The organism is Nocardia sp. NPDC050630 (assembly GCF_044457245.1).
Taxonomy (GTDB): Bacteria; Actinomycetota; Actinomycetes; order Mycobacteriales; family Mycobacteriaceae; genus Nocardia.
In genome coordinates, this window is the sequence record NZ_JBITGN010000001.1 from 1234960 (window position 1) to 1259843 (window position 24884).

Annotated in this window: 16 protein-coding genes and 1 pseudogene; 6 read left to right on the forward strand and 11 right to left on the reverse strand. The window is 64.5% G+C overall.

Features of this window, described 5'->3' with window-relative positions; all coding sequences use genetic code 11:
- Window positions 1-132 precede the first annotated feature (132 nt).
- Both ACIBG0_RS05340 and ACIBG0_RS05345 read left to right on the forward strand, forming a co-directional pair.
- A pseudogene (locus tag ACIBG0_RS05340) lies at window positions 133-684 on the forward strand (TetR/AcrR family transcriptional regulator); the annotation flags it as partial.
- A gap of 227 nt (window positions 685-911) precedes the next feature.
- Window positions 912-1052 carry a helix-turn-helix domain-containing protein gene (locus tag ACIBG0_RS05345; protein ID WP_397030216.1) on the forward strand — a complete coding sequence of 47 codons (141 nt, stop codon included), beginning with the start codon at window positions 912-914 and terminating at the stop codon, window positions 1050-1052.
- A 39-nt stretch (window positions 1053-1091) separates the two neighbouring features.
- Here the strand turns inward: ACIBG0_RS05345 and ACIBG0_RS05350 are convergent, their stop codons facing one another.
- The 3 genes from ACIBG0_RS05350 to ACIBG0_RS05360 all read right to left on the reverse strand — a co-directional run bounded on the left by ACIBG0_RS05350 (window position 1092) and on the right by ACIBG0_RS05360 (window position 6018).
- On the reverse strand, window positions 1092-2084 hold the full coding sequence (locus ACIBG0_RS05350) for an NADP-dependent oxidoreductase (RefSeq protein ID WP_397030218.1): 993 nt from the start codon (window positions 2082-2084) through the stop codon (window positions 1092-1094).
- A 633-nt stretch (window positions 2085-2717) separates the two neighbouring features.
- Window positions 2718-4295, reverse strand: a complete 1578-nt coding sequence (locus tag ACIBG0_RS05355) for a GMC family oxidoreductase (RefSeq protein ID WP_397029436.1) — start codon at window positions 4293-4295, stop codon at window positions 2718-2720.
- Window positions 4296-4308: 13 nt separating this feature from the next.
- Window positions 4309-6018, reverse strand: a complete 1710-nt coding sequence (locus tag ACIBG0_RS05360; protein ID WP_397029438.1) for an aldehyde dehydrogenase family protein — start codon at window positions 6016-6018, stop codon at window positions 4309-4311.
- A gap of 129 nt (window positions 6019-6147) precedes the next feature.
- Between ACIBG0_RS05360 and ACIBG0_RS05365 the strand changes: the two genes are divergently transcribed.
- Both ACIBG0_RS05365 and ACIBG0_RS05370 read left to right on the forward strand, forming a co-directional pair.
- Complete coding sequence (locus ACIBG0_RS05365; RefSeq protein WP_397029440.1) at window positions 6148-7329, forward strand: PucR family transcriptional regulator; 1182 nt, start codon at window positions 6148-6150, stop codon at window positions 7327-7329.
- A 480-nt stretch (window positions 7330-7809) separates the two neighbouring features.
- Window positions 7810-8643 carry an alpha/beta fold hydrolase gene (locus ACIBG0_RS05370; protein ID WP_397029442.1) on the forward strand — a complete coding sequence of 278 codons (834 nt, stop codon included), beginning with the start codon at window positions 7810-7812 and terminating at the stop codon, window positions 8641-8643.
- 321 nt (window positions 8644-8964) lie between these two features.
- On the opposite strand, the gene ACIBG0_RS05375 is transcribed toward ACIBG0_RS05370, so the two are convergent.
- Both ACIBG0_RS05375 and ACIBG0_RS05380 read right to left on the reverse strand, forming a co-directional pair.
- Window positions 8965-10245: a family 2 encapsulin nanocompartment cargo protein terpene cyclase gene (locus ACIBG0_RS05375; protein ID WP_397029444.1), complete on the reverse strand. Its 1281-nt coding sequence runs from the start codon at window positions 10243-10245 to the stop codon at window positions 8965-8967.
- 662 nt (window positions 10246-10907) lie between these two features.
- Window positions 10908-11858, reverse strand: coding sequence for an SDR family NAD(P)-dependent oxidoreductase (locus ACIBG0_RS05380; protein WP_397029446.1), 951 nt, complete (start codon window positions 11856-11858; stop codon window positions 10908-10910).
- A gap of 439 nt (window positions 11859-12297) precedes the next feature.
- On the opposite strand from ACIBG0_RS05380, the gene ACIBG0_RS05385 reads away from it, so the two are divergent.
- The gene (locus ACIBG0_RS05385; protein WP_397029447.1) at window positions 12298-13428 is read left to right on the forward strand and encodes a sensor histidine kinase; all 1131 of its coding nucleotides are present in this window, start codon (window positions 12298-12300) and stop codon (window positions 13426-13428) included.
- Complete coding sequence (locus ACIBG0_RS05390) at window positions 13425-14069, forward strand: response regulator (RefSeq protein WP_397029448.1); 645 nt, start codon at window positions 13425-13427, stop codon at window positions 14067-14069. The genes ACIBG0_RS05385 and ACIBG0_RS05390 overlap by 4 nt, the downstream gene beginning before the upstream one ends.
- A gap of 280 nt (window positions 14070-14349) precedes the next feature.
- On the opposite strand, the gene ACIBG0_RS05395 is transcribed toward ACIBG0_RS05390, so the two are convergent.
- From ACIBG0_RS05395 to ACIBG0_RS05420, 6 genes are all read right to left on the reverse strand, one after another.
- Window positions 14350-14970 (reverse strand): hypothetical protein, encoded by a 621-nt coding sequence (locus ACIBG0_RS05395; RefSeq protein ID WP_397029449.1) that lies wholly within the window; start codon window positions 14968-14970, stop codon window positions 14350-14352.
- Between the two features lie 121 nt (window positions 14971-15091).
- Window positions 15092-16627, reverse strand: coding sequence for an MFS transporter (locus ACIBG0_RS05400; protein WP_397029451.1), 1536 nt, complete (start codon window positions 16625-16627; stop codon window positions 15092-15094).
- Window positions 16628-16656: 29 nt separating this feature from the next.
- Window positions 16657-18828, reverse strand: coding sequence for a hypothetical protein (locus tag ACIBG0_RS05405; RefSeq protein WP_397029453.1), 2172 nt, complete (start codon window positions 18826-18828; stop codon window positions 16657-16659).
- Window positions 18829-19738: 910 nt separating this feature from the next.
- Window positions 19739-20431, reverse strand: coding sequence for a response regulator (locus tag ACIBG0_RS05410; protein WP_397029455.1), 693 nt, complete (start codon window positions 20429-20431; stop codon window positions 19739-19741).
- A complete protein-coding gene (locus ACIBG0_RS05415) occupies window positions 20428-21663 on the reverse strand; it encodes a sensor histidine kinase (protein WP_397029457.1) in 1236 nt (411 codons plus the stop codon). Before ACIBG0_RS05415 ends, ACIBG0_RS05410 begins: the two co-directional genes overlap by 4 nt.
- 91 nt (window positions 21664-21754) lie before the next feature.
- The gene (locus ACIBG0_RS05420; RefSeq protein WP_397030219.1) at window positions 21755-23977 is read right to left on the reverse strand and encodes an MMPL family transporter; all 2223 of its coding nucleotides are present in this window, start codon (window positions 23975-23977) and stop codon (window positions 21755-21757) included.
- Window positions 23978-24884: the final 907 nt, after the last annotated feature.

The following is a 24884-nucleotide window of genomic DNA, read 5'->3' on the forward strand; positions in this document are numbered from 1 at the left end:
ATCGGCAAGCCGAGCGGATGCCTGTCCGACTGCCAATAACGAAGTTACAAGGCTAATATAACGAAGTTACAGGATGTGTGGCAAGAGTCGTCCCCGTCGCGGGGCGGGAGGGCTGTGGAGTCAGGTGGAAATATGAGGAACGTGTCAGAGGATTCGACCAGCGAAAGCGTGCCGGAACGGCTCGTCAAGGCGACCATCGGCCTGCTGGCCGAGCAGGGCCCTTCGGCCATCAAGGCGCGGACGGTGGCGTCGGCGACCGGGTTGTCGACGATGGTGGTCTACAGCCACTTCGGTGGGATCCCCGAACTCGTTCGAGCCGTCGTCGACCGGGGATTCAAGGACCTCGACCAGGCGTTTTCCCGGATGCCGGTGACCGCGGATCCGATCGCGGATCTGTTCACGATGGCGTTGACATGCCGGCGGGTCGCGCGGGAGAACCCCCACCTCCATGACCTGATGTTCGGTCTGTCCACGCGCGCGACATATCGGCCGATGGGGGATTCCGACATACGTTTCAGCGGGCGGTCGCCGGCCTTCCGGGACGCCTACGCGCACATGGTCGAAGCGTGCCAGCGGCTCCTGGACTCCGGCCGAATCGGGCAGCGGGAACCCGAAGTCGTCGCCGCCCAGTTGTGGAGCTTCGTGCACGGCTATATCACCCTCGAGCTGGCCGAGCACTTCGCCGATTTCAGCGACGTCGGAATCCCGCGACGCTGGGTGACGGCACCCCACCGCCATCCGAAGCGCGGGGCGCTTGTGCAGTTCGGCTTCGAGTCGATCGACGTCGAGGTCGGTGCGCCGAGCCCGCGTCGACGGGGACGGTCAGCGGCGGCCTTCCGGTTGTCTCCCCAGGGGCGTCGCGCCGGAACGCAATCTGAATATCGCAGAGCGAGAACAGATCTCGATCCTGCATGCGGGGTGGCGCGGTCCGTGAAATCGTCCGTAGGCTCGGGCGTTCCCCGTCGACGATCTCACGTGAGTCGCAACCGCAACGACGTGACTCGAGGCGAGTACCTGCACCATTGGGCTATGACCGCTCAATGGCATGCTGATCGATAGGGATTTCGCGCGTAGCTATCTCGGGTGTTCGCTCATCGCGTGATGACGATTTTGCCGTTGGCGCGGCCTTGTTCGACGTAGGCCATGGCGTCGAGGGTTTGATCGAAGGGGAAGGTGCGGTCGAGTACCGGCTGTAGGGTGCCGTTGTCGTATAGCGTGGCCAGTTTCTCGAGTTGGGCGCCGTTGGCCTTCATGAAGAAGAAGGAGTACCGCACTCGCTGCTTTTTGGCTTGTTTGCGGATCTTGCGGCTCAACAGGGCCATGACGGGTGCGAGCAGCGGTTGGCCGACTTGTGCGGCGAAGGAGGGGTCGGGTGGGCCGACTACGCTGAGGGCGAGTCCGCCCGGTTTGAGCACGGTCAACGACTTTTCCAGATTGGTGCCGCCGAGTGAGTCCAGTGCGACGTCGTATCCGGTGAGTATCTCGGCGAAGTCCTGTTTGGTGAAGTCGATGACTTCGTCGGCGCCCAAGGTGCGGACTTTTTCGATGTCGTTGGTGCGTGCTGTGGTGGCGACGTAGGCACCCAGGTGCTTGGCGACCTGGATGACGGTCGAGCCGAGGCCGCCCGCGCCGGCGTGGATGAGGACTTTCTGGCCTGGCTTGACGTCGGCGACATCGACGAGGGCTTGCCAGGCGGCCAGTGCGACCAGAGGTACGGCTGCGGCTTGCTCGAACGAGAAGGACTGCGGCTTGAGTGCGACATCGTCTTGGTCGATCGCGATGGACTCGGCGAAGGTGCCGATCCGGAGGTCTCGCGGCCTGGCATACACCTCATCGCCGACCTTGAAGGCCCGCACGTCCGCGCCGACCTCGGTGACGACGCCGGAGACGTCGTGGCCGAGGATGAACGGGCGCTTGTATTTCAGCAGCTGCTTGAACTCGCCGTTGCGAACCATCTTGTCCAGCGGGTTGATGCTGGCCGCGCGGACTTGGACCAGAACGTCACGACGGCCCACGCTGGGCTCGGGAACGTCTGCGGCCCGTAGCCCGTCCTTGCCGTAGGACTCGACAATGAACGCCTTCATGTCACCTGCCTTCTCATCTCTCGGGTGATGCGTGGTGTGGATGGCCTCGGCCACTTGCCGATGGAATTGCCCGGAAGGTGTGTCCGCAACATGGATTGCACCCTGCAATCAGCGCGCCTCGGCATGGACGATGGACTTAGGATAACGAAGTTATGGAAGTGGGTCAACCCGCGCGGTGTCGGGGCCGTCGAGTGGGAGATCGCCGATCGAACGCCTGATGGTGAGCTCGCCGGCCGTCGCGGAGCGGTGGGCCCCGATTCGCCATCACCGAGCTGAATATCGCGGCCGGTGACGGCTCGACGCAGTGCGATTACGTTCCCGGAGGATCTGAGCTACCTGACAACGCCGAAGCGCCCTAGTTGAATTCTCCATTGCTACCGAATCAGCCAAGCAACAAACCGCTGAACTCACCTGATCCGTTTCGGATCCTGATAGTGCCACGACCCGTGTCCACCGTCCGGAGTCGAGGCATGCAGGGCAGACGACCGCACGAAACGCGCGTGTCGGCAATCACCTACGCCGCTAATCGCCCGCAGCGTAGGTGGCGGCTGATTTGTGTCAGCGGGACCGATGAGGTTCGCCCGACGGGCGCCAGTTGACGGCCACCGCCCGGCAGGGGTGTCCGAGGGCCGGCTATGAGCCGCGGATCAGCTCGGCTGCCTTCTCGCCGATCAGCACGCTCGGGGCGTGGGTGTGTCCGCGAATGATGCTCGGCATCACCGAGGCGTCCGCGACGCGCAGACCTTCGACCCCACGAACCCGCAATTCCGGTGTCACTACGCTGGTTTCGTCGCTACCCATCCGGCAGGTGCCCACTGGGTGATACAGCGTGTGCGAACAGGTAGTGAGCGCCAGTTCGAGCGTTTCCGGGCCGGTATCCGCCGCGCCCGAGGGCCGAGCGACCTTGCCGAGCAGGGCTTTCAAAGCCGGCGCTTCGGCGATCTCCGCGCACATGCGCAGGCCCGCCAGGATAGCCGCGCGGTCCACTCCGCCACCGTCGGACAGATAGCGGGGATCGATGATCGGCTTTGCCAGCGGGTTCGCGGAGCGCAGCGAGATCCGTCCTCTGCTCTCGGGTTTGAGCAGAATAGATCCCATCACCACCGCATGTCCGTATGGTTCGCCGATTCCCTCGTCGAAAAACGGGGCGGGTCCGAAGATGAGCTCCAGGTCGGGCAGATCCAGGTCCGGGTGGCTACGCACGAATCCGTAGGCCTCACCGACATTGGAGGTGAGCATGCCGCGGTGTCTGGCAAGGTAATTGATGAGCTCCAGTGGCTTTTCGGCGGCGAATAAGGTGTCGTTTTCGACGTCGAAGCCGAGCATCGCGACCAGATGGTCCATCAGGTTCTCGCCGACCTCGGGTGCGTGGTGCACGGTGGCGATGCCGTGCTCGGCGAGATGTTCACGATCGCCGATGCCCGACAGCATCAGCAGCTGCGGACTGTTGATCGCGCCGCCGCACAGCACCACTTCCCGGCGGGCGTGCACGACCGCGCGCTTGCCGCCGGACTCGAATTCGACTGCCACAGCGCGCATGCCATCGAAGATGATGCGTGTCGCGACGGCCTCGGTGTGCAGCGTCAGGTTCTTTCGGCCGAGCGCGGGCCGCAGGTAGGCGTCCGCTGTGCTCCAGCGGCCGCCGCCCTTCTGCGTCACGACGGTCTCGCAGAACCCTTTCGGCTCGGGCAGATTCGGGCGCTCCACCGCATGCCCGGCCTCGACCGCTGCCGCCAGCCATGCCGCAGTGGACCGGCGTGGACTGCGCTGTCGCGCGATATGTAGCGGACCGTCGACACCCTCATCGGCTTCGCGTGCCCCCTCGACTGCTTCGATCTTGCGGAAGTACCTCACGATCTCGGCGAAGGACCATTCGCTTCCGGCTCGCTCGGCCCATTCGTCGTAGTCCGCGGCGAATCCGCGCACCCACATCATCGCGTTGAGGGAGGACGAGCCGCCCAGTGTTTTGCCTCGGGGCCAATAGATTTCGCGGCCGCCGAGGCCGGGCTGCGGTTCGGTGCGGTAATCCCAATCCACATCGCTGCGAAACAATTTCGAGAATGCGGCGGGGATATGGATGAACTTGTTTGTGTCTTTGGGCCCGGCTTCCAACACGATGACGCTGGTGGCGGGGTCGGCACTGAGGCGGTTGGCGACGACCGCGCCCGCCGATCCGGTACCGATGACGACGTAATCGGCGTAGGTGTCCACGTGTGCTCCTGGATCAGCCGCGCAGCGCGGACGCGAAGATTCCGGGCAGTTTTGCCCATCCGGGTGCTCCCGCGAACGCGGCAAGCCGCCGACCGGTTGTCGCCGCGGTCGTATTGTTCACAAACCACGGTGGCTTCGGTGTCAGGGACCACTCGCCGTGCAACACCGAGCGCGGTGCGGGGCGGAACGGACCGCGCACGACCGTCCGTTCGGGCCGGTCGATCAGGAATGCATTGTGCACCACGCCGATTCCGCTCTGTACATCATCGATCGTATGGCCCGGATATGCACCCCAGGTTGCCGCAGCGGTGAGGAACCCGGCGCCGGTCCACGCATTGATCGCGATCGTGCCGTAGCGCAACTGCTCGATCAGTTCGTCGAATTCCGCGCCCAGCGCACGGATGGTCGCCGGATGTGCGATGACGTTCACCCCGAGCGTGCCGACGAATTCATCGTTCGCCGTGGCCGCCGCCGTACGCGCGAAATCGGCTCCGAGGCCGGACAATTCGACAACGCCGAGGACGGGTGCGAAATATTCGGTCTGCAACAGAGTTTCGCTGCGGTCGCCGCGCAGGCCGGACAGCAACACTCGACCGCCGAAATGCTCGGCACTCGGATAGGTCGATTCGGCTGACGCGACGCGATCGTCGCTGCCCGGGTAGTACGCGGGCCGGCTCGGTGCGGCATCGTAGGCGGTGCGCAGCTCTCGAAGGAAGTCGTCCTTCTGATCCCAGTCGGACGAAATCACAACGGCCTGTGTCGCGACACAGTTGTATCCGCCGTTGTGTAAGCGCTGAGTGGCGATGTGTTCGGCCTGGAACCGCAGGTCGGCCTTGCTCCACCGGCCGGGCAGCACGATGGTCGGAGAGACGCCGCCGAGTTCGCTGGTGATCGGTTTGTCGAGTCGAGGTCGACCGGCGGCCTTGCGTGCCACGGCATCCTCGCCGCGCCCCCAGACGATCGCATCGTGTGTTGCTGCGCTGCCCGTCATATGCACGTGGGCGACGTCCGGATGCTGTACCAGGTATTCGCCGACATCGGCTGCGCCGGTGAGAATCCGGACCGCGCCGATCGCGATGAACGGCTCCAGCACCTTGGTCAACGGTTCCAATAGCGGATCGGTGATCGGGTTCAGTTTCAAGGCGACGACGCGGTTGTGCGCGATCAGTTCATAGAGCACGTCCAATGGAGCGATCGAGGTGATGTTGCCCGCACCGAGCACCACGCCTATCCCATGAGTGCGAACCGGGTCGAGTTGTGCCAGCCCCGCCGCTCGGATGGCTTCGGCCCGGCCGATGCCCGGCTGGAGCCACACCTCGGCGCTGAATCCGCTCAACAGCAACGAGTCGAAGACCGACGTGGGCAGCACGCGGACCGTCGTGCGTCCGCCGGTTGTGCCGAAATGTGCGTTCTCGAGTGGGCTGCGCCCGTCGGCAAGGGTGAGCAGGCTGCGCTCCAGCGCCCCGGCCCCGGCCGCCATCGCATAGGGTCCGGATATCCATTCCTCGCCGACCAGCGCCGTCCGCGGATCCAGCCGCTTGTAGCTGATCGCCGCATCGACCCACTCGCGGGCGTATTTCGCGGTGAGCTCCCGCACGCGTCCGAGCAGCTCGGCGCGTGCGGCCAGGGAGATCGCGGCCCAAGCCTTTTCGCCCTCGGCAAGGTCGGACAGCGCGGCGTCGACGGCGCCCCGCACGTCGGTTGGCGAATCGTTGATGGTCATAGCCCGAATTGTCCGCACCAACGCCGTCGCGCACCATGGGCGACGGTCGCGGGTGTGGGTGATCGACTTTGTGCGGCGGCACAATCGAGGTGTGGCGTGGCACACACTCCCGGGTGGTACGCTGCGCTGGTGGCCAGCCCCTTGCATTCGATCGCGGCCACCGAACTCGCGAGGCAATTGCTGGAATCGGTGGATTCGCTGGCCGACGAGCTCGCCGACCGGATCGTCGCATCCGAACGTTCGTACCTGGACTCCCAACTGCTGACCCGTGCGCAACTGCGCGGCGCCTGCCTGGACAACCTGACCGCAATGCTCGGCTACCTCGCGGGCCGCGATCCGGTCCGACTCGAATCCGCGCGTGCGGCAGGCCGATTGAAGGCCGAGCAGGGCTTGCCGATAGCGGCGATGCTGCACGCCTATCGGCTCGGTGGTCGGCTGATCTGGGAAGAGTTGCTGGTCCGCGCGGGCGGTGTCGCCGACGGCGAGCTGCTGAAGATTCCGGCCGAGTTGTGGGCCATTGTCGACCGATACTCCGACGCCGCGGCCGAGACCTACCGCGAGACCGCAACCCTGCTCGCCCTTGCCGATATCGAGTCGCGAGCCCGGGTGATTCGGACCCTGTTCGACGACCATGCGGAGAATCCCGCGATGGTATTGGACGCGGCGCGCACTCTCGGCCTACCAGAGACCGGAGTGTTCGTGGTAGTCGCCGCCGAGGCCGGACCGACCCGGACGACGATGCCGGCCGCGATCACGAAGCTCAACGACCGTGGCATCGTCTCGATCTGGGATAGCTACGCCGATACCCAGAACGGGGTGATCTGCGCACACTCGGCCGCCGAAATCGACACTGCCGTAGCCTTACTCGGCGCGGTGATCGAAGCTCGTGCCGGTGTCAGCCGCACATTCATCGGCCCCCAAGGCATCGCTGCCGGGCTCGACGAGGCGCGACTCGCACTGAAATGCACACCGAGTGGCGCGACCGCGATTACCCGCTACGAAGCGGCCCCATTGGCACTACTGCTGGTCCGGCTACCCGATGCGGCGCACAGTGCGGCCGCACAAATCCTCGGGCCGGTCATACACCTGCCGGAGGCGGAGCGGACAGCTTTATTGCAGACCCTGAACGCGTGGTTCGAATGCAAAGGGTCGACTGTGGCTGCCGCGCAGCAGATGCACTACCACCGCAACACCGTGCTCTACCGGCTGCGTAAGATCCGCGACCTCACCGGCCGTGACTGCGATGACCCGGCACAAGCAGCCGAACTCTATGTTGCGCTGCAGGCGATCCGGCTGCTGCGCCCGATGTAATGGCCCGCAGGCGCTGGTCCTTCGGTGTGCGACTCGAGCTATACGCACTCGTGCTGACCCAGCGATTCCCCGAGGCCACCAAACCAGAGACCATCAGATCGCTGGACGACTAGGTGGTTTAGCCGAGCCCGAAGGGGTAGGCGGGTGCGGTTCTACGTGAACATCGCCAGTCGATTGACTTGACTCGGCTTCTCCCGGTGAGGTTCTGGTCGACCGCAATATATGGCGCAGGCTCTATGCCATGCGACGGCTACCGGCTCGAGCAACAACCCCCTGCTGCCGTGCGTGGCTATGAGCACCCCGATCACCTCCGTTCGACCGGGTGTCGCTGATTCGACAATGAAAGTACGATCATAATATTATGAATCAGTAGGTGTTCTTTATCCGGCGCAACGACGAGCACGTCGGCCGCGCCGTGAGGGCTGCCCAGTGGCCTGCGGCTCCCGTGCATCGACCCAGTCACTACCGGAGGAAGACAACATGACTACCTGGAAGAACGCACCGACCCAGATTCTCGACGTCGGCGGCGTCCCATTCGCCTACCGTGAACTCGGGCCGCCATCAGGCGTTCCGGTCGTTTTCCTGCATCACTTCACCGCGGTGCTCGATGATTGGGACCCCCGTGTTATCGACGGGATCGCAGAACAGCACCACGTCATCGCTTTTGACAATCGGGGCGTGGGAGCCACCGGCTCGTCGGTGCCGACCGATGTGGAGCAGATGGGTACTGACGCGATCGCGTTCATCCGAGCACTCGGTTGCGAGAAGGTGGACCTGTTCGGCTTCTCCCTCGGGGGCGCGGTCGCCCAGATGGTCGCTCTGCAAGCCCCCGACCTGGTGCGCCGTATGGTCCTTGCTGGAACCGGGCCGCGCGGAGGCGGTGGTATCGCGAAGATGCCGTTCATCGTTGGTGGGGCCTACCTCAAAGCCTTCCTCACACGCAAGGATGCGAGGCATTTCTTGTTCTTCCCACGCAATGCCGAAGGTAAGAAGGCAGCGAACGAGTACTTCGAGCGGCTTGCCGAACGGACCGGAGACCGCGACCTGCCGATCTCGCTTCGGGCTCGTGTCGCGCAATTGCGGGCAATCACCAGCGGGGGTCTGCACGCCCCGGACGACCTCTCGGTAATCACGGCTCCCGTGCTGGTGGCCAACGGCGACGACGACCTCATGGTGTCCAGCGCGCACTCCGCGGCGATGGCCGCCCGCCTGCCGAATGCAACGCTGAAAATCTATCCGAACTCCGGCCACGGTGGGGTTTTCCAGTACCACCATGAGTTCGTTCCGGAAACACTGAAATTCCTGGCTGGCTGACGAACGAACATGTTCGTGAGGACATTGGCCGGGATCGTCCGTTGGTGTTGACAATCGTTGTCGGTCAAGGAGTCGATTGGGGAGCCTCCCACCGGGTATCTGGACCGGATCGTGGCCGGGATCGAGCCCTACCGCCAGCCTCGAGTAGCCGATGACAGGTCGGCCCATGCCTGCTGGACGACCAGTCCTACCGGTCCGCTCGGGCGCGTGTCGAACCATTGCGCCAGGGTCACTCGAAGTGAGGTGATGGCGGATTCGGTGGGTTGGTCGATATGTGTCGCCCAGGCGATATCAAGAGGTTACTGCCAGGGCGCGACCGACCTAGCGGTAGCGCGGGTTCGTGTTGTGCCATTCGAAGGAGCCGCCCATCCAATCGCGAACGCCACGCATGAACAGCTGGAGCTCGGGGGAGGGGATGGCGCGCAGGGCGCGATGGTCGGCTTCGAACTGGTGCACCATCCGGTTGTGCAGGTCGACGGTGACCTCGGTGGCTTCGGCCAGCGAGCAGCCACGATCGGCGGCGATCTGCAGCACCATATTGCTGACGGGTACTTCGTCGGCGGCATCCTTCTTGATCGAGAACAGGTCGTTGACCAGGACGGCGGCGGTACCCGCGCGGAACACGGCCTGCCGGACCCGATCGTCGTTGAAGAGATTCGCGGGCAGCTCGTACCCGGCGACGGGGTCGATCAGGGTCATCGAGGTGTAGAAGGTGTCGTGCTGGCGGGCGGCCAGATATTCCCACGCGGAAGGTGATTCGCCGGTGTGTCGCCACGCGGCGTAGGCGGTCCAGGACACGAACATCGTGAACGTCGCGTAGCAGGCGCGCTGCACCTGCCCCGGGGTGGCGTGGGCGCGCAGATTCGCGATCGCGGAACCGAATGCGCGCAGTACCTTGTCTTCTCGCAGCACCTCTTCCAGGGGAGTGGTGAACTCGCCCGCGTCGGGCAACGGATCCAAGGCTGCCATCGCCAAGGTGAGTCGTTGTGGCAGCCGGGTCGGGTCCGCACCGAGCGCCGAATCGTCGGCGTAGTAGTCGTCGGCCATCCACCAGGCGGTGTTCATCTGGGCGGGGACCAGCAGTCGGTCGGGGTCGTCGGAATCGGTGTGGGTCAGCATGACCAGCCGTCCGTAGCCGGTCCGGCGCAGCTTCTCGAGCTCCTCGTCGGTGAACCCGATCGACTCCGCCCATGTGGTGAGGCGATCGTCGATCCGGTCGGCGAGATTGTCGTCGATCCGGGTGGCGGGCGGGCAGTACAGTGGCGGTGCGGAACCGTCACCCCAGGCAAGTTCTCGGTAGGGCTCGATCTCGGCCGTCGCGTGCCGGAACGGTATCCGAAACGCGTTCTCGCCCAGGGGAGTTCCAGTGCTGCGAAGGTGCCGTAAGCCGGCGCTGGGCAGTGTGGCCGCTGGCATCGCGCCGGGTGCGGGCGGTGCTGTCGGTTCGGGCTCGGCCAGGGTCCTCGTCGAGAAGCGTGCGGCGAGTTCGGTGCCCAGGCCGTGCGGCCCAGCCAGAAGGTGCGTGAGTCGTTCGCCGGGCGGTTCCGGCTTGTCGGTAACCGTGTCGTGGTGGCTGGTCTGGTCGTTGTCGAGACTTGTCACAGCACTTCTCCCGTCGCAGGGGTCCATAGATGGAGACAGCACGATGCACTCAAACCACTATCGGCGGTCTCGCCCAGTGCCGCAGGCGATTGCGTGATTCGGATGGATTCGACACGCTGATCTCCGATATCGGGCCTTCGTGCCGAGGTGAGAGCATTCGACCGCACCTAACGGGGCCTGCCCATGAAGCTTGCAGCATTGTGCGGTCGAGCTTCCGTCACGGTGACTCTGAACGACTAACCGGGATGCGAGAAGCGAAGCGTCACTTGGCATATAGCGGTGTTCGACAGTGTAAGAGAATGATGGAATGAGCTGATATCTCGGTTCGGTGGGCGACTGCCCATACCAAAGCTCCAGTGCGTTCTGTCGGGACGTGAGCTGCGCGAAGTAGAGCGCTGAGAGAACCGGCCACGTGCCGCGCCCGAAGGTCGACGGGCTGTGGTCATCTGGGCCCGGCCGAGTGCCGGCCGAACGCACCATCACCGCGCGGAGCGCGCGGTCGGCGGTTGGGATCGCTGTCATCCGATACCCCTCTGCCAGTGGGCGAAGCCGATCCGTCGGCGTGCGCGGCCCGGACAATGATCGGGCTCCGTCCTCTCGCACGCTGAAACCGGACTGCCTCGAGATCGCGGGGGCGTCGAGTGCGGCCACCGGTACGACGCTCACGCGTGTGCGGTCTTGCCGCCGTCGATGATCAGTTGTGCCCCGGTGAGATATGGGTGTTCGGGCGAGGCCAGCGTCAGGGCGAACGAGGCGATCTCCTCGGGTGTGGCGAGCCGGCCCATGCCGGGCACATTCGATTCGGCCCACTGTTTCATCGCGACCTGGTAGGCGTCGTCCGGGATATTTCCGATGGGGCTGGCGTTGCGCACGAGGTCGGTGTCGGTGGTGCCGGGGACGAGCGCGTTCACGCGGATGCCGTCGCCGGCATAGTCGAGGGCGGCTGCCTGCACCAGGCCGACCAGGCCGCGCTTGCTGGCGGTGTAAGCGGCTCGATTGGCGTCGGTGGCGAGGGCATTCGAGGACGAGGTGATGACGATGGTGCCGCCGCCGGATCGAATCATATGCGGCACTTCATATTTCGTCGCCAAGAAGGAGCCACGCAGGTTGGTGTGCAGTACCCGGTCGAATTCCTCGGCGCTGTACTCGTGCAGCTTCTTCTGAATGGTGATGCCCGCGTTGTTGAAGGCGACGTGCAGGCCGCCGTACTTGCCGACGGCAGCGTCGATGAATGTGCGGACATCGTCCTCGATGAGCACGTCGGCATGGATATAGGTGGCTTCACCACCGGCGGTGCGAATGTCGCGTTCGACCGCACGACCGCGCTCGACCCGACGACCGCAGAACGCCACCTGTGCGCCCTCTGCCGCAAAGAGTTTCGCGGCGGCGGCGCCGATTCCGGAGGTGGCACCGGTGATCACCACCACCTTGTTCTCGAAGCGGCGCATCGCCGGTGGTTGGAAACGCGGTGGGTTGGAGTCTGTGCCCAGCGCCACTCCTGCAGCGAGCCCGGCGGCGCCCGCCGCGATTCCGGTAGCGGCCGCAGCACCCAGCAGTTTCCGGCGACTCGGCCGGGCGGGTGTGTGGTCGGGGATGGTTTCTGCGTCAGTCATGCCCTTACTGTCGCGGGCCTGGGGCGGCCGCGGATCGGCCCGCGGGCCCGTCCCGGTGGCTTCCGGAAGGAGGCACCTCCTGCCGGGGTAGGAGACGGATCCAGGCAGAACCAGACATTATGTGAAGGTGATTGATTTTCCCGGCGCGCTGCGCGGCATGAGTTTGTCGCACAGCGCGGGATCACGCGGCGATGCCCCACAGGCTCGGGGCACCGTGGCGAGCGTCTACGGGTCGGCGCAGATCGGGGCGCGGCCGACCGCGGCCGGGCACAGTGCGTCCGATGCGGAATCTGCCTGCGCTGGGCGAGTGTCGTCGGCCGCGGGTGGCTTGGACACGGATCGACCGAACCCACGATCCGGTGGAATGCGGTCACTGCTGGCGAGCGCTGTTTCGCAGACAACAACACGCGGTGGTGAACGGGCAGCGGATTCTGCGGGCGTGACGTGGGGTGCCGAGTGGTTGCTCGACGCGCGGTCGCTGCCGTTGCGGCTCGGGGTGTGGTTGGTCCTGGGCATCGGATGCCTGTTGTGGCTGGGTGATTCGCCGACCGTCACCGACTGGGCGCTCGGGCTCGCAGCGGTGCTGGCGACCGCCGGTGGGGCGCGCTGGCCGCTGGCCACGTCCGTGGCTACCGCGGGACTCCTGGCACTCGGCTTCGAGATCGGGCACACCGGCCCGATCGTCGGGAAGGTTGCCGCGGCGGTAGCACTCACCGAACTTGCTGCGCGCCAGCGCGGTTGGCGCCCCTGGCTCGGTGCTGCCACCCTTGCCGCCGCCTACCTCCTGCATACGGCGGGCGGGACCGGCGCGACCGGGTACCGGGCCGTGGTGATGGCGGGACTGCCCCTGCTCATCGGCGGTCTGGTGCGCGGCGCGCTCGACAGCGCGAGCCGGGCTCGGCAGGCGGCCCGTGAACTCGCCGCGCATCGCGCGGCCGAGGTTACGGCCGCTCGCGCGACCGAACGCACCGCCATCGCACGGGAATTGCACGACCTCATCGCTCACCATGTGTCGTCGACGGTGCTGCGGGTCGGGGTGGCGCGCCACGCCGTGCCCGAGGCACCGCTCGCACTGCGCGAGGTACTCGACGACATCCACACCAGCGGTAAGGAAACCCTGTCCGATCTTCGAAAACTGGTTGCGATACTGCGCGATCCGGAGGCAGCAGGGGAATCGTTCGTAGCACCGGGTGATCTGCCGGAGGCGATCCAGGCGGCCGTGCAGCGCACCCGGCAGTTGGGTCCGGTGGTGGAGACCGAGATCGGCGAGGTGGCTACGGTGGACACGATGTCGGCCTTGACGCTGCTGCGGTTGACGCAGGAAGGGCTGGCAAATGTCGTTCGCCATGGCGGTCACGAGACCACGGCCCGCCTGGTGATTTGTGTCGACGACGGGGTCGACTTTCTGCTGTCCAACACCGGACCGATGTCCGAAACCGACACTGCGGCAACGGGTCTGGGATTGGTCGGACTGACCGAGCGGGTGGCGCTGCTCGGCGGCACTCTCACAGCTGGACCGGCCGAGTCCGGCTGGCAGCTCGCAGCCCACCTGCCCGGGCGAGTGTCATGACCATTCGCCTGCTCCTCGTCGATGACCAACAGTTGGTACGCGCCGGGCTGCGCATGCTGTGCGAGAACGCCGATGACCTCGAGGTGGTGGGGGAGGCGTCCACCGGCGCCGACGCCGTGCGCGTGGCCGAACGCACCCGCCCCGACGTCGTTCTGATGGACCTGCGCATGCCGGGCATGGACGGAATCCGCGCCACCGCAACCATTCTCGCCTCCTACCCGGCCACCCGCGTGCTGGTCCTGACCACCTTCGACGACGACGATCACCTCTACCCGGCGCTCGCCGCCGGCGCCGTCGGCTTCCTGGTCAAGGACGCCTCACCGGCCGACCTGCTCGACGGCATCCGCCGCGCAGCCACCGGCGAGCGCACGTTCTCACCCGATGTACTCGGCCGCGTGGTGAAGTCAGCAGTCGCAGCCCACTCCGACCGTGAAAGACTGCCACCCGCACCCGAGATGGGTCTGACCGCCCGGGAATCCGAAGTGCTGGAGCTGATCTCGCAAGGCCTATCCAACACTGAGATAGCGGACCGCCTCCACGTCGGCATCACCACGGTAAAAACCCATGTCACCAACCTGATGTCCAAAACCGGTGCCACCAACCGCGTCCGCCTCGCAATGCTGGGGCTGCGCGGTAGCTGAACAGGCGTTCACGTAAGCAGCGAGCGCGGTGTCGTGCTCGCTATCGCACGATGTGCGATGACGCAGGAACTCGAACGTGCGCTCGACGATCTGGTCAACCTCTGCGATAGCACGTTCTCCCCGGTAAACCGATCACCACTCGGCTAAGACCCTGGCCATCGCGAGGCTGCTGTTGCCTCCTATCCGATATTCGGCGGAACGATCTGCTCGAGGCAGCCCACTCACCGGAGGAGAAGCACCAACCACCTAGCGTGATCGAGCAGAAGCAGGGGGCCTCTGCTCAGGGAGTGCTGGGGCGTGACTTCATTCTCTGAACCCATTGCGCGATGGCCGCGATGGCCGACAACATCGCCGTCGCACCGGCCAGCAGCGCGGTATCAGTGAGCTTCGCGGTCGAGAACTCGACCTTCCGTAGCCCTGGCACTGGATATTGTCCGTTGCCCGAGGCCCATCGGATCACGTAGCCGACTTGGGTCCCCGGGTCGGTGGGAGGGCCGGAGCCGATCATGGAGCGCAGCTCTGGTCCCCTCCCGTTGAGATAGACCAGCGTGAACGTGATGAAGAGCGCCACCGCTATCGCGGAAACGGTCGTCAAACCAGCAAGGGCCTTGGTGCGCGCCCGGATATTGATCACCGTGGCGAAGATGGTCAGGAAGATCGCGATGGTGGCGAGGATGGCCCACTTACCGCTGAGGTTGGAGTGGGCCGGTGGATTCTTCGACCAGAGACCCACGAGCGTGGTCGTGATGTGAGTTTGGCCAAAGGCATTGCTCCAGATCGTGCCGTCGGGGCCGCCCGTGGCGAGCCACGGCTTGAACAGCAGGGTGAATGTGATGCCGCATCCGACTGCGGCACACAGGTAACCCCAGTTGTCACGGAGCAGGGTCGCCAGTGGTTGCACCCTCGCGCGGAGTCTGGCGAAGTCGACCCGGCGTCTCCGAGTACCGCCCGCGGAGCTTCGCGTCGACCCGGCGTGTTGCTGCCGGTCTCGACTCGCTCGCCAAGGAGTTGGCTGCATCATCTCACTGATCCCTATTCATTGGAGCGGTATATGACGTGCCGTCAGATATTGGCTCGCTGTTGGTAGGCGCAGGTTCCGATGGTTTCGCCACGGACAGCGGATCCGCGATGTCCTCCAGGGACCGACCTTCGGCGTTCACGCCGAAGAACCAGGCGACCAGACCACCGAAGATCATGAACCCGGCGCCGATGAGGTACCCCACCGTGAGCGGGAAACGGTCGGGACTCGGGTTGTCGGCGCCGCCTACCAGATGTCCGAAGAGGAACGGCGCTACAACCCCGCCAGCGCCCTGCGCGATGGCGAAGAAGAACGAGATGGCTTGACCGCGCAATTCCAGCGGGAAGATCTCGCTGACTGTGAGATAAGCAGAGGACGCACCCGCCGAGGCGAAGAAGAAGATGACACACCAGAAGAGAGTCTGGGTGGTGGCGTCGAGAATGCCCGCATTGAATGCCCACGCGGAAACGAAAAGCAGGAAACCGGAGCCCAGATAGGTCGCGCAGATCATCTTCCGGCGACCGATGCTGTCGAAGAGCGGGCCAAGTATCAATGGGCCGATCAAGTTACCGATGGCGAACGGGAAGAAATAATATCCCGTGTGATCGGCTGGCACATCGTAGAAATTGATCAGCACCAAACCGACGGTGAAGAAGATCGCGTTGTACAGAAATGCTTGCGTGGCCATCATCGTGAAGCCGAGGAAGGAACGTGATGGGTAACGGCCGAAGAAGATCCGAGCCATCTGGATATAGGAGAGCCGGTCGGTATCGACGATATCGAGGGCTTTACTGTCGTCGACCGGAGGCAGTTCGATGCCCTGCCCACGGACTTGTGCTTCGATCTCATCGACAGTGCGTTCAGCTTCGGCGGCCCGGCCGTGGGTGAGCAGCCAGCGCGGGCTTTCGGGAATGTGGCGGCGCACGAAGATGATGATGAGTCCGAGGACGGGTCCGATGAAGAAGGCGAGCCGCCATCCCCATTCGGTTGGCACGAATCGCTCGTTGAACAGGATCAGGCTGGCCGCCGCGCCCATTGCCGCGCCGCCCCAATAGGTTCCGTTGATCGCGATGTCCACGCGGCCCCGATACCTGGACGGCATGATTTCGTCGATGGCCGAGTTGATCGCGGTGTATTCGCCGCCGATTCCGGTGCCTGCGATGAAGCGGAATAGATACAGCGACCAGGAACTCCAGGCGAACCCTGCGAGACCACTGCCGATCAGGTAGATCGCCAGGGTTAGAATAAACAGTCGCTTGCGGCCTAGCCGGTCGGTGAGCCGGCCGAAGACGAGCGCGCCTACGACCTGTCCCGCCAGATACCACGACGCCATCGCGCCGACCTGCCCACTCGTCAGGTGAAGGGTGCCGTCATGCTGCAGGGGCCCGCCCATACTGCTGACGATCTGGATCTCGATCCCGTCCAGAATCCAGGACACACCGAGACCGACGACAATGAGCCAGTGGAACTTCGTCCACGGCAGCCGGTCCATCCGGGCGGGAACGAGGCTCCGGATTACTTCTTTTTGCGATGTTGTCATTTGGCGATCACCCAGCCTGTCGAATGAAATTAATTTGTCCACGGACCTATATTGGAGCCTGCCAGCCGCAGATCGACATATGCGGCCCTATTCTTCTGCTGTATCGCTTGCTCGCGAATATTTTGATCGTCCGGAGTTCGGTAATATTGTTCTCCCGTTGCAGATAGATCCCTGGAAAGCCGGTACGCAATGTATCTACGGGTGTCCTCATCGGCTTGCGCAAATCTATTTGGTGTTACGACATTCTGAAATTCATCGTATGTCGCGTAATTTCGCCGCACCGTATCCCAGACCAATGGATTGGTTTCCCAATCCGCATCGCTGCGATTGCGCATGGGTCGGGGGCTGAGGCGGTGGAACAGTGCTGCGGATTCTGCAAATTGGGCATTGTGGGCGCTTCGCTCGGCAATGCCGTAGTGCCGGGAGTTTTCGGCCAAGTCCAAGGCGGCGGCAACTCGTTTCAGTGGACCGTATTCCATCGGGTTGTCTTCGGCGGCCTGCATGGTACGGGCATGGGCCTCGGCCACCCATCTTCGACTTTCGCTGGGAAAGCCGGCGACAGCGAGGGCGCCCATGGCATCGGCACGGTCGGCACCGAGACTGAGGATGGTCGTCATCGCTGCCGCAGCGGCTCGCGCGTTGGTGCCGTCGAAGTCGTCCACGGCAGCCCTGGCGGCCGCATCGTGCGCATTCTTTCCCAAGGTGAGTCGGGCCATCCAGCTCCCGGCGGCCCGCTGCGGTACATTTCCTCGAAGCAATTCGTAATTCAGATAATTCATATCTTGCATGCGTTTCGAGTAGTACGTCAAAGGCGATGGCCGACCGAACATAAAGGACGCTACGGGGTTGGCGTTGAATTCGGCGATACCACGCAGTGCCGTTCCCATGGCGTGGCCCGGTGACAGCGAGTAGCGCAGGCTCGACTCGCCGATTCCGGTGGATGGGCCGCCAGCCGGGGCCGGCCGACCCTCGAGCGCCGCACGAATCTTCTCGGCGGTCCGACTCTGGCCACCGAGCAGGCTGAGATCGAGACGTCGCAGCAGTACAAAGCCTGCGATCAGCACGACCCCACCGACGAAGATCGCGGCCATACCGCTGTCCGGTGCCGATCGGAAGACGTGGTCCAACACAAGGGTGTAGCAACCGAGGTATGTGGTGTAGACCACCAGCGCTCCGGCATCGCCGATCATGTCGGCCAGATTGCGCACCAGAAAGGCCTGAGTGGGGCCGTATATGAACCCGCCTGCGGCGAAACCGAAAACGGTGAGGATCGCGTGGAAGACCGACGACAGTGCGGCGAGGAAGATTTTGATCGAAAGGTAGGACATGAACAGCAGGAGAATGGTGCCGAAAATAAGAAGGGTCAGCCCGGTGCCGACCTGCCCTGGGCTCGGATTCATGATCTTGGCGTGGGCATAGGCGTCGCCGCAGTCGCGCATTCCCCGTGCGACCTGCGATTCACTGCCCGCCAGGATTCCGGACGACCAGGCCGTGCGACATCTCGGCGAATCGTCAATGACATGACCGAAATTCCATACCTGGAGTGGATGGCGAGCGAAATTGTCGGCCAAGGTGCTGTTGAGATCGGCGACAATGGATCTGGAGTCCGGGTTGGAGTCGCCGTTGAGCCCCGCCGCGACCGAGATCCCGACGTCGCGCCCCTGGGCCAGCAGGCCGTTCGGCGACAGCACAGCGGCCAGCGGATGCGCCAGAAAGCCGACGCCGGCCACCGCGACCACGAGCATGACCACGACCTGTAGTACGGCCTTGGCGTGGTATCCGCGTATCACGAACCAAGCCACGAATAATGCGCCGATCGATGCCGCCACGGCCAGCACGATCGGGGTGGCGATCTGATCTCGCAGGCCGTCGGCGACTGCGTTCAACGGCGTGCTGAGCCAATCGAGCCAGCGAAAGCTCACCACGAAGCCGGTCAGCCAGATCGCACTGATCACGATGACCATGAATACCGTGAAAAGCAGGCCGAGCACGCTCGTAAGCACTGCCTCCCGCGGGTTGAAAATACTGCCTCCGTCGGTGGTGAACAGGTAGTCCGACAACGGAATTCCGGACGAGTCGCGGATATCCGTCCAAGCCAGCCCGTCGATCGCGGATGTGCTCCTGCCGCCGCTAATCGTGTCCGCGCGCCCGACGGCAGCACCGCCCGAGAGGGGCCAGATCGCCAGCAGAGTTGTCAGCAAGCCGATGAGGAGGCGGATGGTGATGCGCCGGCGGCGGGTGGCGGCGGCCCAGACCCGACATCGTCGATGTATGGCCAGTGGCGACCAGCACATCGGATCCGATCGCTTGGACAGGTGACGACGGGAGCTCGGATCAAGTCTCGGCAAGTGCTGTCGCATGTGGCTTCACCTCGCGCGAGCCTGGAATGCCAGGTTGCATATTGGTTACGTCATCGTTGACGCACTATTAAACGTGCCGTTACTTGTTGGCTCAATGTATCGCGGCGTAACGGGTACTTTCGAGCAGTGGATAAGGGGCCCGTGGAGCCCACCTGGGCCACGGCGCACCAGTCGGTTCGGATGCTCGTGCTCGCCCGGGCTGCCGCGCGGAAGGCGGCTGAACGAATTGGCTTGTGCGGGAGCCACGGCCGGTGGTGGATGCCGCTGTAACCGGCACGCCGGGGGCTTGCTGCGGTACCGAACTGCCACCTCATCAACTGCAAAGGCCGTCCATACTGTGATCTCCGTGCCCCGATACACCTTCGACGGCGCTAGGTTCCATATCGTCTCCGCCGCAGGCGAACTCCGCATATGCCTCGATACCGACGCCGACACCGGATGCTGGAATATCTCAGTCGGCACCACCAACGAAGCCCGACCGCTCCCCGCCGCCAACGTGATGAACTACCAAGCGCCCGTATGCATTCCGCACGGTGTGGTGTGCGCGGACAGCAGTCCGGTGGCGAAGCGTTGTCGAGGTTCTGACCGCCACGCTGACGGCGATATGCGCCGAACTCGACGCCCCACAGACTTTTTCGGCAATTCGCCCGGTCCCCCGAACAGGCCACACGCGGTAACCAGGAATTGTCCCGCTCACCCGCGCAGGGCGTAGCAGCTCGACCCCGCCGAGGGATTTCCGTGCAGGCGATTGTCAAAAGTGGCGGGTGTCGTCCTGTCGTGGCGGTTCGACGCGTACCAGCCCGGACTGGAAGGCGATCACGACGAGTTGGGCGCGGTTCTGGACGCCCAATTTCGACATGGTGCGCTGGACGTGGGTGCGTACGGTCAGTGGGCTGACGTACATCTTCTCGGCGATCTCCTCATTGGACAGGCCTTGCGCGACCATGGCGAGGACTTCGCGTTCGCGGGCGGTGAGCACTTCAAGGGATTCGGTTGTGGCGGTGTGGGTTTCGGGGCGGGCGAGGTAGCGGGCGATCAGGGTCCGGGTCGCGGTGGGGGAGAGCAGTGCCTCGCCCGCGGCGACGACGCGGATGGATCGCAGGAGTTCTTCGGGGCCTACGTCTTTGCCGAGGAATCCGCTGGCCCCGGCGCGAAGGGCCGCTGCCACATACTCGTCGAGTTCGAAGGTAGTGAGGATCAGGACGCGGGTCTCCCGCAGGTTCGGGTCGGCACAGATCTCCTGGGTCGCGGCCAGGCCGTCGACGCCGGGCATGCGGATGTCCATGACCACCACATCGGGTTTGGCCGCTCGGGCCAGTTCGGCTGCCACACGGCCGTTTCCTGCGATGCCGACGACTTCCATGTCCTCGGCCGAATCGATCAGGAGCCGGAAGGTCCCCGCGAGCAGGGCTTGGTCGTCGGCCAGCAGTACCCGGATGGTCATGATCTCTTGTCCTCGTGGTCAGGTGTTTCCGGTGACTCGAGTGGAAGTTCGGTGGTGACTTCGAAGCCGCCGTCCGGTCTGCGCCCGGCGTGCAGGTGGCCGCCGACGGAGACGGCTCGTTCGTTCATGCCGATCAGGCCGTAGCCCTGGTTGTCCGAATTTTGTTCGTCGTGAAGGGGTTCGGATGCCGGACTGCCGTCGTCGGTTACGCTGATCGTCAGTAGCAGCCGGGAGTAAACGAGCCGGACCGTCGCCGCCGTGGTGCCCGCGTGCTTGGTGACGTTGGTGAGCGCCTCCTGGATGATTCGGTACGCCGTCAGGTCCGCGCCGGGTGAGAGTGGTCGCGGCACTCCGGTGATCGACAGTGACAGGGTGAGGCCTGTCCGCTCGAACGCGGTGAGCAGCTCCGATAATTGGGCCAGGCCGGGGGTCGGTTCCAGTGGGGCGTCGGATTCGTCCGCGCGTAGCAGTCCCACGGTGGCCTTGAGTTCGCGCAGTGCCGCGGCGGTGGTTCCGGCCAGTTGATCGAGCACCTCCTGTGCGTGATCCGGTTGGCTACGCAAAAGGTATGCGGCAGTGGAGGCTTGGGCGTGCGCCAAGGCCATGTGGTGGGCGACGATATCGTGCAGTTCGCGCGCGATCCGCAGCCTTTCCTCACCGACTCGCTGCCGCGCCTCCTCCTCGCGAGTACGTTCGGCCAACTCGGCTCTCGCATGCAGGGCCGCCAGATAGTTGCGCCTGTTGCGCCCGGCTTCGGCGAACGCGCCGGCCACCATTACTCCGGCGACCAGCGTGATGCGTCCGCCGGTCAGCACCGGCGTCAGATCGTGGGAGAGGGAGGTGATCAGCAATGCGCCGCCCGAGATCAGCGGCGCGATCTTCGCCGTGCGCAGATCCGAGGACCACAATCCGAGCGAGTACGCCGCGACGAAGGCCGCACCCGCCGTGAAAATCGAGACCTCGAAACCCAGAGCGCCGATCGTGATACCGCAGGCGGTGGTGACCACCAGCACCGCACTCGGAAACCGCCGCCGCCACAGCAGCGTGAGCGAGGCCATTGCCGACAATCCGAACACCGCCAGCGACGCCGGACGGACTACTACCGGACCTTGTCCGTGGCCTTCATCGGCCAACCTGCTCGCATACGTGGCCAGAGCGCACAGCAGAATTGCGATGACCACATCGACGGCACGGCTGTGCCTTCGCGGCCATTGCGACCATTCGGCGGTCATCTGCGTTCCTCCTCGTCGAGAACACTAATCGCCGGATCCCGAAGCGACCGGTAGGCCGCCCACCCGGGACGGCCTACCGATGCATTCGCACTCAGATGCGGGCGGATTCGAGTTCCCGGGCCGGTTCGACGGCCTCGACGCGGTTCAGGCTCTCGCCCTCCACGTCCACGTTCGGCAGGATCTTCGCCAACCACTGCGGCAGCCACCAGGCCTTGTTACCGAGGAGTGCGAGCACGGCCGGGACCAGGGTCATCCGGACGATGAAGGCGTCGAAGAAGACCGCCGCCGCCAGGCCGAGGCCCATCATTTTGATCATCGGTTCACCGCCGCCGATGAATCCGGCGAATACGGCGATCATGATGGCCGCCGCGGCCACTACTACCCGTGCGCTGTGCCGGAATCCGGTGACGATGGCATCCTTGGCGCTCGCGCCGTGGGTGAATGCCTCACGCATCCGGGTGACGAGGAAGACCTCGTAGTCCATTGCGAGTCCGAATACCACGCCGATCAGGAAGATCGGCATCATGCTCATCACGGGTCCGGTCTGCTGGACTCCGATGAGGTCGGCGAGCCAGCCCCACTGGAACACCGCGACGATCACGCCGAAGGCCGCACCCACTGAGAGCAGGAAGCCGAGCGCCGCCTTGACCGGGACCGCGATCGAACGGAATACGACCATCAGCAATAGGATCGCCAGCCCGACCACCACCGCGAGATAGGGCAGCAGTGCGGCGGTCATCTTCTGCGAGATATCGATATTCATGGCGGTCGCGCCGGTGACCAGCATGGTCGCACCGGTGGATGCTTTCAGATCGCGTGCCTCCGCGCGCAGTGCGTGCACGAGATCCTTGGTCTCGGTGGATGATGGACCCGTTGCGGGTACGACGGTGAGCATGGCGGCGTCACGGGCCTGATTGAATATCGCGGGCGCTACCGATACCACGCCATTGGTCGTCGCCAGAGTCCTGCTCGCCTGCTCCACCGCGGCCTTGGGGTCACTGACGCCCCTGACATCCAAGGCGACGGTAAGCGGCCCATTGAAACCCGGGCCGAAACCCTCGGCCAGCGCATCGTAGGCGCGGCGCTGTGTCGTCGCGCTCGACTGCGATTCGTCACCCGGCATGCCCAGTTCGAGACTGCGCACCGGCAAGGCCAGCGCACCCAAACCGACCAGGCCGATCAGCAGCACGGCCACCGGGCGGCGTACGACGAAGCTGGCCCAGCGCGTACCCATATTGGGCTTCTCCACTTGAAGCGGCTTGGTGCCGAGCGTATTTCCGTCAGCCGATGGCTGCGCGGTGGCCTTGCGGAAGGCCCGCGGCATCACCGCATTCTGGAAGAACCCGAGCAGCGCGGGCAGCAGCGTCAAGGCAATCGCGACGGCGACGGCGACCGTGCCCGCCGCGGCCAGACCCATCTTGGTGAGGACGGGGATACCAACGACGGCCAGTCCAGCCAGTGCGATGACGACGGTGAGTCCGGCGAAAACCACTGCCGATCCGGCGGTGCCGACGGCCCGGCCTGCCGCTTCTTCGGCCCTGTATCCCTCGGCGCGTTCGGTCCGGTAGCGGGAGACGATGAACAGCGCGTAGTCGATACCGACCGCGAGCCCGAGCATCATGGCGAGAGTCGTTGTCGTGGTGGACATGCCGATCGCCACGATCGCGGCGATACCGACACCGATCCCGACCAGCGCGGTCAGCAATGGCAGCCCGGCCGCGGCGAACGTACCGAAGGTGACCATCAGTACGACGGCTGCGATGGCGATACCGATGGCCTCGGTGGCTGCACCCATTTCGGGCTTGGTCTGGAGGGCGGACCCGCCGATCTCCACGGTGACACCGGCGGCCTTGCCGGAATCGATCGCGTCGGTGAGGGCCGTCTTGCTGGCGTCGGTGAGGTTGTCGCTGGTCACGCCGTAGCTCACGGTCGCATAAGCGGTCGTGCCGTTCTTACTGACCGCACCGGTCTGGAACGGGTCGAGTACGCCCTTCACCTGCGCACCGCCCGCCACATCCGTGATGATCCGCTCGACCGCTGCCTTGTTCGGCTCGGAGCCGATCTGCTGGCCGGCGGGTGCTACGAAGACGATCCGGGCTTGTGCGCCATCGGATTTGGTGCCGGGGAAGCGTTCGCCGAGTAGGTCGAACGCCTGCTGGGATTCTGTCCCCGGGATCGAGAACGTATCCGGTGGAGCCGTCGGCGCATTGGCTGCCCCGGCCACCAGGGCGGCCATGACCCCCAGCCAGAGCACGACGACGAGCCGCCGCTTCTCGAACGCGAACCGGCCGAGCCGGTACAGGAATTTCGCCATGCCGTCATGGTCGTTGTACGGCCATGTAGTCGGCATCATGCGTACGGAGGTCATTGCGCGTACTGCGGATGCAGTACACCCGCCCACGATGATTCGCAGACCCGTGTCGACACCGCCTGTAGCCCCGTCACGGCACAGCCCGAGCCTTTCATCTCCACCAGCCATCGGCCAGTGTGCGACGCCGCGCCGGGTTCGGCAGCGCGAGGGACACCATGTTGAGCGAGCCTTGGCTGGCCTACGGATATTTCGGCCCGGCATGGCGGATGTTTCGATACATACAACGCCATAGCATCCGGTATGGAGGCCGAAGCTCGATACGCCACGGGCCGAAACCCCTGCACCCACACTGAATCCCGCCAGAGCTTTGGGGCCGAATGATCACAACTCCGCCCACTGGTCCGAAACCGTCCGGCCGTACCGCGGGTGGCGGGCCGTTCGGTTTGGAAAGTCCGAAGGCGCGGCCCGGCGCGCGGGTGGTGAGATCCGGCAGGCCCGCGCGCACAAGGCGCGGGCCCTTCCAGGACGCCGTCTCGATCGTGATCCGGCCCGCTCCGAGCGGAATTGCCCATCACCACGCTTCAGCCGTCGAATTCGATGAACGGTCGGCACCCTATCGGTGCACCCGCGCGACGTCATCGGCTGGTTCGCGAAAGTCTATCGAATTCGCGCTGGGGCCAGAAATAGGTACGCCGTATGAGTTTCAGAGTGCTGTCTCGGCAACTGTGTGAATGGTCTTGCCGGTAATCTGTCAGGTTGCTGTGATAGCAAAACGGAATTGCAGATTGGAATGACGGAAGATCGGTTTGGTCATCTTACGGTTACAATTCCAAAGTGTTGTGTTTTGTTCGTAAATATCACGTACATCGGTAGAAGCCGTTCACTCCGCAGCATTACATTCGACTATCCA